The organism is Mucilaginibacter rivuli (assembly GCF_019391655.1).
GTDB lineage: Bacteria > Bacteroidota > Bacteroidia > Sphingobacteriales > Sphingobacteriaceae > Mucilaginibacter > Mucilaginibacter rivuli.
The window spans coordinates 172,772-187,881 of sequence record NZ_JAHXPQ010000001.1 but is presented as its reverse complement, the minus strand read 5'-3'; the positions used below and the strand labels follow the sequence as shown (position 1 = coordinate 187,881).

Genomic DNA, 15,110 nt, shown 5'->3' with positions numbered 1-15,110 from the left:
GAGCAATCCTCCCTACAAATAGCGATGGGTTTCAAACTCATCGCTATTTTTGTTTAAAGCCGTATATTTATCCATATGAAAAAACTCCCGGTAGCATATACTTGCTTATATTGTATTGCTTTTGTGCTGCTTTCTATTTCTTCTGTCGCCCAACCTCCCGTTGAAACCGGCACCTTTAAACAAACCGATCTTGTTGAACTGAAAAACATAGTGCCTAATGTTAAACTTGATATCAGGTATGCTACAAAGAACAACTTTACTCATCGCCCGGTTTACACACAGGCCCGCGCCTTTTTGCAACGGCCCGCAGCCATAGCTTTGGTAAAAGTGAGCAATACCTTAAAGCCGCTTGGCTATGGCTTACTTATTTTTGATGGTTACCGCCCCTGGAGTATTACCAAAATGTTTTGGGATATTACACCGGTTAATAAAAAAAACTTTGTTGCCGACCCAAAAAAGGGTTCAAAACATAACCGGGGCTGTGCAGTAGACCTCAGTTTGTACGACCTCAAAACGGGCAAAGAAATTGAAATGACTGGAGCTTATGATGAAATGACTGAACGCAGTTACCCTACCTATACTGGTGGTACCGCGCAACAACGTAAAATACGCGACCTCCTCCGCTTAACAATGGAAGCTAATGGATTTAAAGTGAACGAGTTTGAATGGTGGCACTTTGATTATAAAGACTGGCACTTTTATGCCATTACCAATGTGCCATTTTCAGAGATCAGGTAAGTTGTGGGTTCTGGGTTGTGTGTTATGAGTAAAATAAGGAGTCGTTAATTCTCTAACACATAACAGGCAACACGCAACTAAATTAAGTCGAAACCAATATCTTTCCTGAAATACACCCCATCGTAATAAATACGGGCGGCATCGGTTGTGGCATGTTGTAATGCTTCGAACAGGTTATCCTGAATGGTGGTTACCGCCAATACACGGCCGCCTGCTGTTTTAACCTCGTCATTCTCCAACATTGTACCCGCGTGGAACACGATAGAATCGCGAACGTTATCAATACCCGAAATTGCCTTGCCGTTTACATAATCGCCGGGGTAACCGCCTGCAACGCACATTACCGTAGCGGCGGTTTTGTTTGATATTTTTAGTTCTACGGTATCAAGGTTTTCATTTGCTACGCCTAACAACAAATCCACAAAGTCCGATTCGATACGTGGCATTACGCTTTCGGTTTCCGGGTCGCCCATGCGGCAGTTGTACTCAATTACCTGCGGCTCACCGTTGCAATTCATCAACCCTATAAATATAAAGCCCTTGTAGGGGATGTTCTCTTTCTTTAAGCCTTCAACGGTAGGTATTACCACACGCTCCTCAACCTTACGCATAAATTCAGCATCGGCAAACGGAACCGGCGATACCGAACCCATACCGCCTGTATTTAAACCGGTATCGCCCTCGCCTATACGTTTGTAATCTTTTGCTTCGGGTAGTATTTTATAGTTCTTACCATCGGTCATCACAAAAACAGAAAGCTCAATACCTTGTAAAAACTGCTCAACAACAACGCTTGAGCTTGCCGCGCCAAATTTAGCGTCTTTCAGCATCAGCGTCAGTTCTGTTTGTGCTTCTTCATTGGTAGTGCATATCAGTACGCCTTTACCTGCAGCCAAACCATCCGCTTTTAATACCACGGGTAATCCCAACGTTGTCGCGTAAGCTAAGCCCTCCTGCAAAGTATCAATGGTAAAAGTTTTAGAGGCCGCGGTAGGTATACCGTTCCGGAACATGAACTGTTTGGAAAAATCCTTGCTGCCTTCCAGTTGCGCGCCTTCGGCCTGCGGGCCTATAACGGGAATACCTTTTAGCTTTTCATCCGCAAGGAAATAATCGTGAATACCTTTCACCAGTGGCTCTTCAGGGCCAACCAAAACCAGTTCAATAGCGTTATTAAGCGCAAAATCGCCAATGGCTTTAAAATCGTTCACTTTAATGTCAACGTTTGTACCGTATTGCCCTGTTCCGGCATTACCCGGCGCGATGAACAAATTACTGCATTTTGGGCTTTGGCTTAATTTCCAGGCGAAAGCGCTTTCGCGGCCACCCGAACCGATGATAAGGATATTCATGCAGGCAAAGATAGATAAATGTGTGTATGTGCAAATGAGTTTTTGATGTGCAAATGACTATTCAAATCAAACATCATCTGCACATTTACTCATTTGCATATTTGCACATTGTTTGTTACCGTAGTTTCGGCAATAAACCGTAATTTCGCCTGTCATATTGACTTTAAATAAGTAATGGCTTAATTGTTGATTCAGCCATTACTTTATCATAATATTATAAACCATGTTGGGATTTATCAGTAAGCTTTTCGGAAACAAATCGGACCGCGACGTAAAGAGTATACAACCTATAGTTGAAAAAATAAAAGCAGAGTACGCAAAGCTTGGCAACATCAGCAATGATGAGCTTAGAGCGATGACCCTTGACTTTAAAGAAAGAATTAAAAACGGCCTCGCCGATATTGACGCCCAGATAGCCGATGTTAAAACACAGGCCGAAGACAGCGAACTTGAAGTAAGTGCTAAAGTTGAGCTGTATTCGCAGATAGATAAGCTTGAAAAAGACCGCAACAAAGAGCTTGAGGTTATTTTAATGCAGATATTGCCCGAGGCTTTTGCTGTAGTAAAAGAAACTGCCCGCCGCTTTACCGAGCTTAAAAGCATTGAAGTTACCGCTACTGATTTTGACCGCAACCTTGCCGCCAAAAAGAAAAATGTAGTGATTAAAGGTGATAAAGCCACCCACAGCAGTACATGGCTGGCGGCGGATAATGAAATGACCTGGAACATGGTACACTACGATGTGCAGTTAATAGGCGGTATTGTTTTACACCAGGGTAAAATATCCGAAATGGCTACAGGTGAGGGTAAAACCTTGGTTGCAACCTTGCCTGCATACCTTAACGCCCTTGCCGGCCAGGGTGTACACATTGTAACTGTGAATGATTACTTAGCACGACGTGACTCCGAGTGGATGGGCCCGTTATACGAGTTCCATGGCCTGTCGGTTGATTGTATTGATAAGCACGAGCCTAATGGCGAAGAACGCCGCAACGCGTATCTGGCCGATATTACATTTGGTACCAACAACGAGTTTGGTTTTGATTACCTGCGTGACAATATGACACGTAGCCCCGAAGAGTTGGTGCAACGCAAATTACACTACGCCATGGTGGATGAGGTGGATTCGGTATTGATCGATGATGCTCGTACGCCTTTGATCATTTCGGGCCCTATACCACGTGGTGATGAACATGAGTTTTACGAGTTAAAACCACGCATTGAGCGTTTGGTAAACGCGCAAAAATCATATGTATTAAGCGTACTTAATGAAGCTAAAAAACAAATAACCGAAGGTAATACCGGTATTGAGGATGGCGGTTTATCATTATTACGCGCACATCGCGGCTTACCAAAAAACAAAGCTTTAATAAAATTTTTGAGCGAAGGCAGTAACAAAACAACGCTGCAAAAAACAGAAAACTATTACATGCAGGATCAGGGCAAAGAAATGCCTAAAGTTGATTCTGAATTGTTTTTTGTGATAGATGAAAAAAACAACCAGGTTGAGCTGACTGAAAAAGGTATTGAACTCATCACCACTTCGGGCGAAGATCCACACTTTTTTGTGATGCCTGACGTGGGCACTGAAGTTGCCGATATAGAAAAATCGAGCTTAGCCGCCGAAGAAAAAATCGCTAAGAAAGACGCCCTGATGCGCGATTTCTCGATCAAGTCGGAGCGTATCCACTCGGTTAACCAATTGCTTAAAGCTTATACCTTATTCGAAAAAGATACGGAGTACATTCTGGACGATGGCAAGGTAAAAATTGTTGATGAGCAAACCGGCCGTGTATTGGATGGCCGCCGTTACTCGGATGGATTACACCAGGCTATCGAAGCTAAAGAGAACGTAAAGGTGGAAGACGCGTCGCAAACCTTTGCTACCATTACCCTGCAAAACTACTTCCGTATGTACCACAAGCTTTGCGGTATGACGGGTACTGCCGTAACTGAAGCAGGTGAGTTTTGGGAAATATATAAACTGGATGTGGTGGAGATTCCAACCAACACGCCAACATCCCGTAAGGATGAGCAAGACCTGGTTTACCGTACCATTCGCGAAAAGTATAACGCTGTTGCGGATGAAATAGTAAAACTAACACAAGCAGGCCGCCCGGTACTGGTAGGTACAACTTCGGTTGAGATATCTGAGTTATTGAGCCGTATGTTAAAACTGCGGGGCATCAAACACAATGTATTGAACGCCAAAATGCACCAAAAGGAGGCTGATGTTGTTGCCGAAGCAGGTAAAAGCGGAACGGTAACCATAGCTACCAACATGGCCGGCCGTGGTACGGATATTAAATTAGGTGCAGGTGTTAAAGAAGTTGGCGGTTTAGCCATCATCGGCACCGAGCGCCATGAGTCGCGCCGGGTTGACAGGCAGTTGCGCGGTCGTGCAGGGCGCCAGGGCGATCCGGGCACTTCACAGTTCTTCGTATCATTAGAAGATAACCTGATGCGTTTATTCGGATCGGAGCGTATATCGAGCCTGATGGTGAAGATGGGTATTGAGGAAGGCGAAGTGATACAGCACTCCATGATAACCAACTCAATTGAGCGTGCGCAAAAGAAAGTAGAAGAGAACAACTTTGGAATACGTAAACGTTTGTTAGAGTATGATGATGTGATGAACTCGCAGCGTACCGTTATCTACACCAAACGTAAAAACGCTTTGTTTGGCGAACGTTTGGATGTTGATTTGAGCAATACCGTTTATGATGTTGTTGAAGACGTAGTTACCGAATACAAAGAAGCCGCTAATTTTGAAGGATTCCAGTTAGAGATCATCAGGTTATTCTCGGCCGATCCATCGATCTCTCCTGAAGAATTTCTTACAATTTCCCCCGCTAACTTAACCGAGCAAACCTTCCAGGAGGTTACGGATTTTTATAAACGCAAAGCCGAAGGTATAGCTAACCAGGCTTACCCTGTATTGAAAGACGTTCATGACAGCCGTCAGGGTATCGAGAATATTGTTGTTCCGTTTACGGATGGCATTCATGGTTTACAGGTAGTTGTCCCGTTAAAGAAAGCGATCGATAATCATGGCCTGGAAGTGTTCAAATCGTTCGAAAAAAACGTTACGCTTTCGCTGATAGATGATGCCTGGAAAGAGCACCTGCGCGAAATGGACGAATTAAAACAATCGGTTCAGAACGCGGTTTATGAGCAAAAAGACCCGCTGTTGGTTTACAAGTTTGAGGCTTTTGAGCTGTTCCGCCAAATGTTGCTGAATACCAATAAAGAGATCGTAAGCTTCCTGTTCCGTGGCGGTATCCCGGTACAACAGCAAGAGGATGTTGTTGAGGCTAAACCACAACCTAAAACCGATATGCGTAAAATGCGCACATCGAAACCGGAATTGATCAGCGACAGCGGCGCAGGTATACCTGAATTTGATGATACCCGCGAACTGCAAAAACAAATGCCGGTGCGTGTGGAGCAAAAAATTGGCCGTAATGACCCCTGCCCTTGTGGTAGCGGTAAAAAATATAAAAGCTGCCATGGTGTAGGTGAGGGGTAAAGCCCCCTAACCCCCTAAAGGGGGGAATTGAAAAAACATAATGAATAAAAGCAATAACATATCAATAAGCCAGGTAGCGCAACGATGTGTTATTGCTTTTTTTGTTTTAATATCCGTTGCATCGATGGCGCAAACGCGCGGTACTTTAACTGTTGTTAAAGATGCCAGGATTGATACGTTGATTGCCAAACGATTGGAGTTAAGCAAGGCAGGTGGTTCATCGGCAGCAACCATCAACAATTCGGGAAATGGTTACAGGGTGCAGTTTTTTGTCAGCTCAAACCGTACCGAAGCTTACAATGCCCAAACCAGGTTTAACGAGCTTTACCCTGAATATAAAACTTATATTATTTATAGCGAACCCAATTTTAAGGTTCGCGCCGGAGATTTCAGGACTAAATTGGAAGCTACCCGCCTGATGGAACAATTACGCGGACAGTTTACCAGCCTGTTTATTATTTTCGAAAAAATTAACCTTCCCGACACCAAATGATAAAGGAAAAAGTACAGCAGCTTGCTAAAAGCATTTTTGATGATGTGGTTACCAACCGCAGGCATATCCATGCTAACCCCGAGTTATCATTCAACGAATACAATACCTCGGCATTTGTGGCTGCGCAATTAGATGCTTTGGGTATTCCCTACCAAAAAATGGCTGATACCGGTTTAGTGGCTTTACTTAAAGGAGCCAAACCATCCGATAAAGTTATTGCCCTGCGCGGGGACATGGATGCGCTGCCTATTTTGGAGGCTAATGATGTGCCCTACAAATCGAAAAACGAAGGAGTGATGCATGCCTGCGGGCATGATGTGCATACGTCGTCGTTGTTGGGTACAGCTAAAATATTAAGCGAGCTAAAGGCTGATTTTGGCGGCACGGTGAAATTCATCTTTCAGCCTGCCGAAGAGCGTTTGCCCGGTGGCGCGAGTGTGATGATAAAGGAAGGTGTATTGGAAAACCCGAAACCGGCGGCAGTATTAGGGCAGCATGTAATGCCTTTGATAGATGCCGGTAAGGTAGGTTTCCGCCCGGGTAAATACATGGCCAGTACCGATGAGATATACGTTACCGTAAAAGGTAAAGGCGGCCACGGCGCGCAACCACAGCAAAACATCGACCCGGTAATTATTACAGCACACATGCTTGTGGCTTTGCAACAAGTGGTAAGCCGCTTTGCCGACCCGAAATTACCTACGGTATTGTCATTTGGTAAAGTGATTGCTAACGGCGCAACCAATGTGATACCAAACGAGGTTTATTTAGAGGGTACATTCAGAACACTTGATGAAAAATGGCGCGCTGAGGCTCATCAGAAAATGAAGAAAATGGCCGAAGGTATTGTGGAAAGCATGGGCGCTACGGTTGATTTTAATATTGTGAACGGCTACCCTTTCCTCATCAACGAAGAAGAGCTTACTAAACGCAGTATAGCGCATGCCCAGGATTATTTAGGTAAAGAGAATGTGCTGGACCTTGACCTGTGGATGGCTGCTGAAGATTTTGCCTACTACTCGCAGGTATCTGATGCTTGTTTCTATCGCTTGGGTACCCGCAACGAAGAGCGCGGCATTACCTCATCGGTACATACCCCAACCTTTGATATTGATGAAAAGGCGCTGGAAGTAAGTACCGGCCTGATGGCGTATTTAGCTTTGAAAGAGTTGGGTAACTAAAAAATCGTCTTGCGAGGTACGAAGCAATCTTCGATAGGCAGGTAGGCGACATGCACGATGCAAATGAATAGTTTAGGATTGCTTCGTTCCTCGCAAAGACGAGAAGTTTATAATATAATTAATGAAAAAAGCCGCCATCATCATATTCTTTCTTTTTATTGCCGGTCGTGGCTACTCGCAACATATACTGCGTTTTAATCCTGATACATTAAATACCATCGTCATTGATTCGGCCTATGTAAATATCCGGGCTCACCGGTTAAACGTGCAGGATTTTATTAATGCCATGCTGCGCGATACAGGCTTTTACAAAGCTTTCCAGAACATGAAAGCCTACAGCTTTGATGCCGAGAACCGCGTATTCAGCTACGACAAAAATAACAAGGTAAATGGCAAGGTGTACCGCAAGATACACCACAGTAACCTGGGCGGCCCTCATAAAATGACCATTCTTGAAAAACAGGAAAGCGGCGACCTCTACAAAAAGAACGGCAAGTACCAATTGTACACCATGGAAATGTTTGACTACATTTTCATGAACGATTATAACTCGGACTTTATGTCGAAGAATGCCGGCGGGCCGGTGCCTAAAGGTACTAATGAGGGGTATAAAGACAAACTGAAGACACTGATATTTACACCCGGCCGCAAGGTAAAAGGCATACCCTTTGTGAGTGGTAAAACCGAAATATTCGGCCCCGACCTGAAAGAGTTTTATGATTACCAGTTTGCACGCGGAACTTATTTAGATACCATCCCGGTTTACCGCTTTAAAATCACGCAAAAGAAAAGCAGCGCCGATGATGATGTGATGGAGAAAGAGATCACCACCATATTTGATATGCGTACCTTCCAGATACTGGGCCGGTATATGGATCTTAAATTCCACAACTTTTTGGTTGACTTTGATGTGCAGATGAATATTGAATGCAATAATTTTGGCGGGCAATTATTGCCTGTTAAGATCACCTACCAGGGAAACTGGGATATCCCTTTCCACAAACAAGAACGCGCGAGCTTTTTGATCGTTCATAAAAACTATCAAAAAGAAAAGTAGTATTAATACTTTAATGGCCCGCTGGTTAATGTTACCGTTAAGGTATCCGTACCCCGATATGCAACTAACCTGGTACTGCTCACAAAGCTCCCCGTTTGTACAGACGATACTGAAAATGAGTTGACCACATCGGTGCTAAAACCTTTATTGGCGTCAAGAGGTAATAAATTATCATTCGAGACACCATCACCCGAAGTACGAATAACGATCTTATCTGCATTGGTTGTCCCGTTCAGCTTTACATGAACCATACCGCCATTGTAGAGCCTGGTGAGGTACCATTGTGTGCTGTCAACTTTTATCCAGGTGCCCTTGGCATCGCTGTAGCGATTGGACGGAATGGGGACATCGGCACTGTCGTTTTTTTTACATGAAGCTAAAGCAAGCAGGCAAATTATCCAGGTAAGGTTTTTCATATGAGATTTTATTGGTTTATATGCCATTACGCATAGTTTGCGACGACCGCTACAAAAAAATGAGCATATAAAAATATGCTCATCTAATTTACCTAATTGTAAAGATATTTTGCAAACCAAAAGTCTAAAATTCCGCTGTCTTAGGTGCTCTTGGGAAAGGGATCACATCACGAATATTGCCCATTCCGGTAACAAACAGCACCAAACGCTCAAAGCCTAGGCCAAAGCCGGCATGTTCGCAGGCACCGAAGCGGCGGGTATCAAGGTACCACCATAGCTCTTCGGTTGGGATGCCCATTTCGTTCATGCGCTGTTCCAATTTATCTAAGCGTTCTTCACGCTGCGAGCCACCCACAATTTCGCCAATGCCGGGGAACAGGATGTCCATCGCGCGTACGGTTTTACCATCTTCGTTCTGGCGCATGTAGAAGGCCTTTATTTCTTTGGGGTAGTCGGTTAATATTACGGGTTTTTTAAAGTGTTTCTCTACCAGATAGCGCTCGTGTTCGCTTTGCAGGTCGGTACCCCAACCTTCTATCAGATATTGGAATTTCTTTTTCTTGTTGTGGCTCGAGTCCTTTAGGATATCGATAGCCTCGGTATATGTTAAACGTACAAAATCATTCCCTAAACAAAACTGAAGCTTCTCTAACAGGTTCAGTTCAGAGCGGTCTTGCTGTGGTTTTTGTTTTTCCTCTTCTAACAAGCGTTGGGTTAAAAATTCAATGTCTTCGGCATTATGTTCCAAAGCGTAGGCAATTACATATTTCAATAAAGCTTCGGCTGTATCCATGTTTTCGGTCAGGTCGCAAAAAGCCATTTCGGGCTCTATCATCCAAAACTCAGCTAAGTGGCGGGTAGTGTTCGAGTTTTCAGCACGGAACGTAGGGCCAAAGGTATAAATATCGCTCAGTGCCATCGCGCCAAGCTCACCTTCTAACTGGCCGGATACGGTAAGGTTGGTAGCTTTGCCAAAAAAGTCTTGTTTAAAGTCAACATGCCCTTCGTCATTCAATGGCGGCTTAACAGCGTCCAATGTAGTTACGCGGAACATTTCGCCTGCGCCCTCAGCATCCGATGCCGTAATTACCGGCGTATGCAGGTAAACAAAGCCGCGCTCGTTAAAAAACTTGTGCACGGCAAATGCCAGCGTGTTACGCACGCGAAATACTGCACCAAACGTGTTGGTACGGAAGCGCAGGTGGGCGTTATCGCGCAAAAACTCTAAGCTGTGTTTTTTAGGTTGGATGGGGTAAGTAGTTGGGTCGCAATCGCCCAGTATTTGTAAAGTTTTGGCTTTAACCTCTACCTTTTGTCCCTTGCCTAATGATGGCACAACTTCGCCGGTAACGCTGATGGCGGCGCCGGTGGTAATACGTTTCAGGGTATCTTCGTCAAGGCTATCCAAAGCAACAACGATCTGCAAATTATTATTGGTCGATCCATCATTTAAAGCGATAAACTGGTTGTTACGGAACGTACGTACCCAACCTTTAACGGTTACTTCAAACCCGGTTTCTTCCAACTGCAATAGTGCTTTGATCTTTGTTCTCTGGCTCATTATGTTAAAATGTATGAGCCGCAAAAATACAATTATTTGGCAACTAGGGGAATGGAATTTGCCATTATAATAAACAGACTGACGATCCCGTAGGGATCAAAGCTCGGTAGAAAAATACATTTTAGGTATTTGCGTGCCGTAGGTACGCTACATTCGGTTACGTACCTACGGCACGGTTTTGCCTGTTTGAAATTTATTACTACCGAGCTTTTGCTCCCATGGAGCAACCTGTCTAATGGCTATCCTGTCAAAGTTCATTTAAAAAGTATTATCCGGATTACCTTTCTACATTGGCCGAACCTTTATAAGTTTGCAGCAACATTCTGCCCGTTATGAATCCGAAACTGAGCTTGTTCATCGGTGTTATTTGCATCGCGTTTTCGCCCATATTTGTAAAAATAGCCGGGGTATCTGCACTGAGCGCGGCATTTTACCGCATGCTTTTTGCCTGGATGGTAATGGCGCCCTACTGCTTTATATACAAAAACCTGCGGCTCGACCCAAAGGTGCTGGTTACCGCGCTCATAGGCGGCCTCGTATTCGCGCTCGATCTGGCGGTTTGGAATATCTCTCTTCTTAAAATAACAGCTACTGTATCAACCCTTATCGCCAACCTCGCGCCGGTTTGGGTGGGTATCTTAAGTCTGCTCATCCTGAAAAAGCAACCCGGCATCAGCTTTTGGCTGGGTACGTTGATCGCGATAAGCGGCATGTGTATTTTGGTGGGGATAGATAATTTGCTGAATTTGCAACTTAATGAGGGTGTGCTTTATGCAATGGCATCGAGTGTATTGTATGCTATTTACATCCTCATCAGTAAAAGTGTGCTTAACCGCATGGATGCCATTGTATTTATGTTTTACAATATGTTGGCGGCAACCGTAGCGTTGGGTACGTTCTGCCTTATTAATGGCGACCAGTTGTGGAATTATACCGGGCATAGCTGGCTAATATTAATTACATTGGGTATTATTTGCCAACTGATTGGCTGGCTAACCATTAACCATGCCATGAGCCGCATGGACCCTACCCGTGTAGCCATCGCGCTGTTGGGGCAATCAGTAGTTACAGCATTGCTGGCCTGGGTAATGTTAAGCGAGCGGGTCGATTTTGTTGAACTGGTTGGTGGCGCGATAGTTTTGCTGGGTATTGGGGTTACGTTTGTGAAGAAACGGGTATTGATTGGTTAACTTTAATTATATTTGATTAGAGCGAGGTTTAGCAAAACTTCATTTCGAAACAAGGTACGAGTGAGAAAACTTCTCGAATTACATCGTTGGGATACAAATGTCGCTTTGAGAAGTTTTCTCCTCGCTATCGCTCGTTCGAAATGACATTTTTAATTATTCTTATCGTTTAGGTAGCTGCGTATAAATTGTATTTTTGTGATCCATGATAAATAAACTCACCGTTGATAAGATAATGGAGGCCACCGATATTGTTGAAGTGATCGGCGAGTTTGTTGTGCTTAAAAAACGGGGGGCTAATTACGTGGGGCTTTCGCCTTTCACTAACGAGAAAACGCCCTCGTTCACGGTATCTCCCGTTAAGGGCATTTTCAAGGATTTTTCGACAGGGAAAGGTGGCTCTGCCGTTACCTTTTTAATGGAGCATGAAAAGTTTAGCTACCCCGAAGCCTTAAAATGGCTGGCCAAAAAATATGGTATCGAGGTAGAGGAAACACAGGAAGCGCCCGAAAACCGCGAGGCCGAAAACCATCGCGAAAGCCTGCTGATCGTTACAGGTTATGCTTCAAAGTTTTTCCACGAGAGTTTGCTGCAGACTGATGAGGGCAAAGCCATTGGCCTGAGCTATTACCGCGAGCGTGGCTTTAACGATGCCACCATCAAAAAATTTGAGTTGGGTTACTCCCCCGAGCAGCGAAATGCATTCTCGGAAAAGGCTGTAAAAGACGGCTACCTGCCGGAATTTTTATTGGAGACTGGACTATCGGTAAGATGGGAAGAAGGGCCATTGAATGATCGATACCGCGGTCGGGTGATTTTTCCTATACATAGTCCTACTGGTAGAGTAATAGCATTTGGTGGAAGGACACTCAAAAAGGATAAGAATGTAGCCAAATATGTTAACTCGCCCGAATCGGAGATATACCATAAATCGAATGTGCTGTACGGCTTTCATTTGGCAAAAAAAGCAATTCGGGAAAAAGACCTTTGTTATTTAGTTGAAGGGTATGCTGATGTCATTTCACTTCATCAAGCAGGTATTGAAAATGTTGTTGCATCATCGGGCACATCGCTTACAGTTGAGCAGGTTAAAATAGTAAGTAGACAAACAAAAAAGCTGACCATTTTATATGATGGTGACTCTGCAGGGGTTAAAGCCGCTATCCGAGGGCTTAGTCTGTTATATAAGGAGTCATTTAATATAAAAGTTGTACTATTTCCAGAAGGCAACGACCCGGATTCTTATGTAAGAAGTTTAGGATCATCTAAATTCATAGATTTTATTGATAGGGCCTCTAAAGGATTAGTTGAGTTTTATATAAGCATTATAGATGAGAAGGAATTAGCCGACCCGTTAAAAAAAATAAAAGTTAGTGACGATTTAGCGGAAATAATCTCGAACCATCCTGATGATTATTTTAGAAGTAGCTATGTCAAGCAAGTTGCTGAAAGACTTCGTATCGATGAGAGGGCTTATCTTTCTGTTGTAAACAAAGCGTTTGTTAAAAAATTCACCACAAAAGAAAGACCACGGCTTGAAACTCCTGAAGTAGAAGAGGTAGAAAAACCAAACGTCCAACAGTTAGCAAAAGAAGAAAGCGAATTATTATATCCTGGGATGGGTCAGGAAAAAGAAATCATTCGCCTATTACTCACATATGGTAATCAAATAATCAACTGGGATGGCATTGCAAATACTTATATCGGCCCGTTTATGATTGCCGAATTAAATGATATTGAATTTGAATATCCGGTTTATAAAGCTTTTGTTGCCGATTATTTGAAAGAGGTAGAAAAAGGCAATCTGCCCGAGGAGACCTACTTTATCAACCATAGCAATAAGCAAATAGCCGATATAACCATTACTTTGCTATTGTCATTATATGAGTTGAGCCCTAACTGGTACGAGATGCACCAGATACATACATCGGATGAAACGAAGAATATGAAAGCGACCATTTTGAACGCCATATTCCATTTAAAAAAACAAAAGGTTGGGGTAATATTAAAGAACATCCAAAAACAACTGCAGGAAACCAAGGGGCCCGAAGATGAAGAAATACTGCTGAGCCAGTTTTTGCATATGAAGAAGGTGCAGAAAACCATAGCCGATTACCTGGGCATTGTAATTACCGAATAATGGCTACCCATAACGACCTTGGCCGCCACGGCGAGCAATTAGCTAAAACACATTTGCTTGCTTTGGGTTATGAGATACTGGACGAGAACTGGACATATGGCAAAGCCGAAGTTGACCTGATAGCATATAAAGATAAGACCATTATATTTGTTGAAGTGAAAACCCGTAGCGGCAATGGTTTTGGCGAGCCGGAAGATTTTGTGGACAATCGGAAACAAAAATTGCTGGCCAACGCGGCAGATGAATATATTTACCTGGTAAACCACCAGGGCGACGCGAGGTTCGACATTATATCGATATTGTTTAAAGGGCAACAACAACATAGTTTAAAACATATTGAGGATGCCTTTTGGCCGTCCTCGTCAATTTGAATAAAAGATAATGAAATTAAGAATAGCGCTATTTGCAGTATGTACCGCTTTAATAATTACCGGTTGCCGTGATAAGGACCAACCAGCTTCATTAGGCATAAAACCCGACGCCGGCGATAGTTATAAGCTGGGCGATGAAATAGCGGTTAGCGTGCAATACCCGGCAGATATAAAAGCCGATTCGGTAGTGTATTTGGTAGATTCGGTAAGGTTTACATCCCGCAAGGATACCCTGACCCAAAAATTGAAGACCGACTCGATGACCTGCGGCTCAAAACTGATTACTGCGCGTGTATATTCGGGCGGTAAAGCACAGGAGGTTTCTACCAATGTGGTGATCAAGGCAGCAAAGCCACCGGTTGAGTATACTTATAAAGTGGAGAAGGTTTTTCCGCATGATACGGCTTGCTATACCGAGGGGCTGGAATACCTGGACGGTTACCTGTACGAAAGCAAGGGCGATTATGGTCGTTCGGGCTTGCGCCGTGTTGATCTGAATACGGGCAAAGTAGTACAAAGTACCAACATGCCGGCCAGGTTTTTTGGTGAAGGTATCTCTGTTGTTGGCAATAAGATTTTACAACTGACCTACAAAGAAAAGGTAGCCTTTATATACGATAAGAAGACTTTTAAAGTGATAGACAGCCTTAATTATAACTGGGGGCCCGAAGGCTGGGGTATGTGTTATGATGGCACCAAACTATATCAGAACGACAGCAGTAACCGCATTTGGTTTTTGAGCAAGGATACTTTTAAACCAACCGGCTTTATTGATGTGTATGACGACAAGGGACCTGTTAATGCTATTAATGAAATGGAAATGATTAATGGCAAGCTTTACGCCAACGTATACACAACAGATAATATTTTAGTAATAAACCCTAAAACAGGCGCGGTTGAGCAAAAGATAGATATGAAAGGCATTTACCCGCAAGCAGACCGCCCATTGGATTTTGATGAAAGCAATAACGTGCTGAATGGTATTGCTTATGATAAAGCCACCAAACGCATTTTTGTTACCGGTAAAAAATGGCCGCATTTATACCAGGTGAGCTTTGTGAAGAAATAGGGGTTTGAGGCGGTGC

12 protein-coding genes are annotated in these 15,110 nt (G+C 43.7%); 9 read left to right on the top strand and 3 right to left on the bottom strand.

Annotated features, from left to right (window positions below; genetic code table 11):
• The first annotated feature begins 75 nt into the window (after positions 1–75).
• Positions 76–738, top strand: a complete 663-nt coding sequence (locus KXQ82_RS00880) for a M15 family metallopeptidase (RefSeq protein ID WP_219485987.1) — start codon at positions 76–78, stop codon at positions 736–738.
• A gap of 77 nt (positions 739–815) precedes the next feature.
• On the opposite strand, the gene purD is transcribed toward KXQ82_RS00880, so the two are convergent.
• Positions 816–2,090: a phosphoribosylamine--glycine ligase gene (gene purD, locus KXQ82_RS00875; RefSeq protein ID WP_219485985.1), complete on the bottom strand. Its 1,275-nt coding sequence runs from the start codon at positions 2,088–2,090 to the stop codon at positions 816–818.
• 223 nt (positions 2,091–2,313) lie between these two features.
• On the opposite strand from purD, the gene secA reads away from it, so the two are divergent.
• From secA to KXQ82_RS00855, 4 genes are all read left to right on the top strand, one after another.
• Complete coding sequence (gene secA, locus KXQ82_RS00870; protein WP_219485983.1) at positions 2,314–5,619, top strand: preprotein translocase subunit SecA; 3,306 nt, start codon at positions 2,314–2,316, stop codon at positions 5,617–5,619.
• 40 nt (positions 5,620–5,659) lie between these two features.
• The gene (locus tag KXQ82_RS00865) at positions 5,660–6,112 is read left to right on the top strand and encodes an SPOR domain-containing protein (RefSeq protein WP_219485975.1); all 453 of its coding nucleotides are present in this window, start codon (positions 5,660–5,662) and stop codon (positions 6,110–6,112) included.
• Positions 6,109–7,293, top strand: a complete 1,185-nt coding sequence (locus tag KXQ82_RS00860) for a M20 metallopeptidase family protein (protein ID WP_219485974.1) — start codon at positions 6,109–6,111, stop codon at positions 7,291–7,293. Before KXQ82_RS00865 ends, KXQ82_RS00860 begins: the two co-directional genes overlap by 4 nt.
• 121 nt (positions 7,294–7,414) lie before the next feature.
• Positions 7,415–8,350: a hypothetical protein gene (locus KXQ82_RS00855; protein WP_219485973.1), complete on the top strand. Its 936-nt coding sequence runs from the start codon at positions 7,415–7,417 to the stop codon at positions 8,348–8,350.
• Between the two features lie 2 nt (positions 8,351–8,352).
• Here KXQ82_RS00855 and KXQ82_RS00850 read toward each other — a convergent pair whose 3' ends face one another.
• Both KXQ82_RS00850 and asnS read right to left on the bottom strand, forming a co-directional pair.
• Positions 8,353–8,766, bottom strand: coding sequence for a hypothetical protein (locus tag KXQ82_RS00850; protein WP_219485972.1), 414 nt, complete (start codon positions 8,764–8,766; stop codon positions 8,353–8,355).
• A 124-nt stretch (positions 8,767–8,890) separates the two neighbouring features.
• A complete protein-coding gene (asnS, locus tag KXQ82_RS00845; protein ID WP_219485971.1) occupies positions 8,891–10,327 on the bottom strand; it encodes an asparagine--tRNA ligase in 1,437 nt (478 codons plus the stop codon).
• Positions 10,328–10,659: 332 nt separating this feature from the next.
• On the opposite strand from asnS, the gene KXQ82_RS00840 reads away from it, so the two are divergent.
• The 4 genes from KXQ82_RS00840 to KXQ82_RS00825 all read left to right on the top strand — a co-directional run bounded on the left by KXQ82_RS00840 (position 10,660) and on the right by KXQ82_RS00825 (position 15,094).
• On the top strand, positions 10,660–11,517 hold the full coding sequence (locus tag KXQ82_RS00840; protein WP_219485970.1) for a DMT family transporter: 858 nt from the start codon (positions 10,660–10,662) through the stop codon (positions 11,515–11,517).
• A 202-nt stretch (positions 11,518–11,719) separates the two neighbouring features.
• Complete coding sequence (gene dnaG / locus KXQ82_RS00835) at positions 11,720–13,654, top strand: DNA primase (protein ID WP_219485968.1); 1,935 nt, start codon at positions 11,720–11,722, stop codon at positions 13,652–13,654.
• Positions 13,654–14,025 (top strand): YraN family protein, encoded by a 372-nt coding sequence (locus tag KXQ82_RS00830; protein WP_219485966.1) that lies wholly within the window; start codon positions 13,654–13,656, stop codon positions 14,023–14,025. Before dnaG ends, KXQ82_RS00830 begins: the two co-directional genes overlap by 1 nt.
• A 10-nt stretch (positions 14,026–14,035) precedes the next feature.
• Complete coding sequence (locus tag KXQ82_RS00825) at positions 14,036–15,094, top strand: glutaminyl-peptide cyclotransferase (RefSeq protein WP_219485964.1); 1,059 nt, start codon at positions 14,036–14,038, stop codon at positions 15,092–15,094.
• The last annotated feature ends 16 nt before the right edge of the window (positions 15,095–15,110 follow it).

Bases quoted from the DNA above. Each gene is read 5' to 3' on its own strand.
- dnaG (WP_219485968.1), top strand. From the start codon at position 11,720: ATGATAAATAAACTCACCGTTGATAAGATAATGGAGGCCACCGATATT.
- KXQ82_RS00825 (WP_219485964.1), top strand. From the start codon at position 14,036: ATGAAATTAAGAATAGCGCTATTTGCAGTATGTACCGCTTTAATAATT.
- asnS (WP_219485971.1), bottom strand. From the start codon at position 10,327: ATGAGCCAGAGAACAAAGATCAAAGCACTATTGCAGTTGGAAGAAACC.
- KXQ82_RS00830 (WP_219485966.1), top strand. From the start codon at position 13,654: ATGGCTACCCATAACGACCTTGGCCGCCACGGCGAGCAATTAGCTAAA.
- purD (WP_219485985.1), bottom strand. From the start codon at position 2,090: ATGAATATCCTTATCATCGGTTCGGGTGGCCGCGAAAGCGCTTTCGCC.
- secA (WP_219485983.1), top strand. From the start codon at position 2,314: ATGTTGGGATTTATCAGTAAGCTTTTCGGAAACAAATCGGACCGCGAC.
- KXQ82_RS00855 (WP_219485973.1), top strand. From the start codon at position 7,415: ATGAAAAAAGCCGCCATCATCATATTCTTTCTTTTTATTGCCGGTCGT.
- KXQ82_RS00860 (WP_219485974.1), top strand. From the start codon at position 6,109: ATGATAAAGGAAAAAGTACAGCAGCTTGCTAAAAGCATTTTTGATGAT.
- KXQ82_RS00840 (WP_219485970.1), top strand. From the start codon at position 10,660: ATGAATCCGAAACTGAGCTTGTTCATCGGTGTTATTTGCATCGCGTTT.
- KXQ82_RS00850 (WP_219485972.1), bottom strand. From the start codon at position 8,766: ATGAAAAACCTTACCTGGATAATTTGCCTGCTTGCTTTAGCTTCATGT.
- KXQ82_RS00880 (WP_219485987.1), top strand. From the start codon at position 76: ATGAAAAAACTCCCGGTAGCATATACTTGCTTATATTGTATTGCTTTT.
- KXQ82_RS00865 (WP_219485975.1), top strand. From the start codon at position 5,660: ATGAATAAAAGCAATAACATATCAATAAGCCAGGTAGCGCAACGATGT.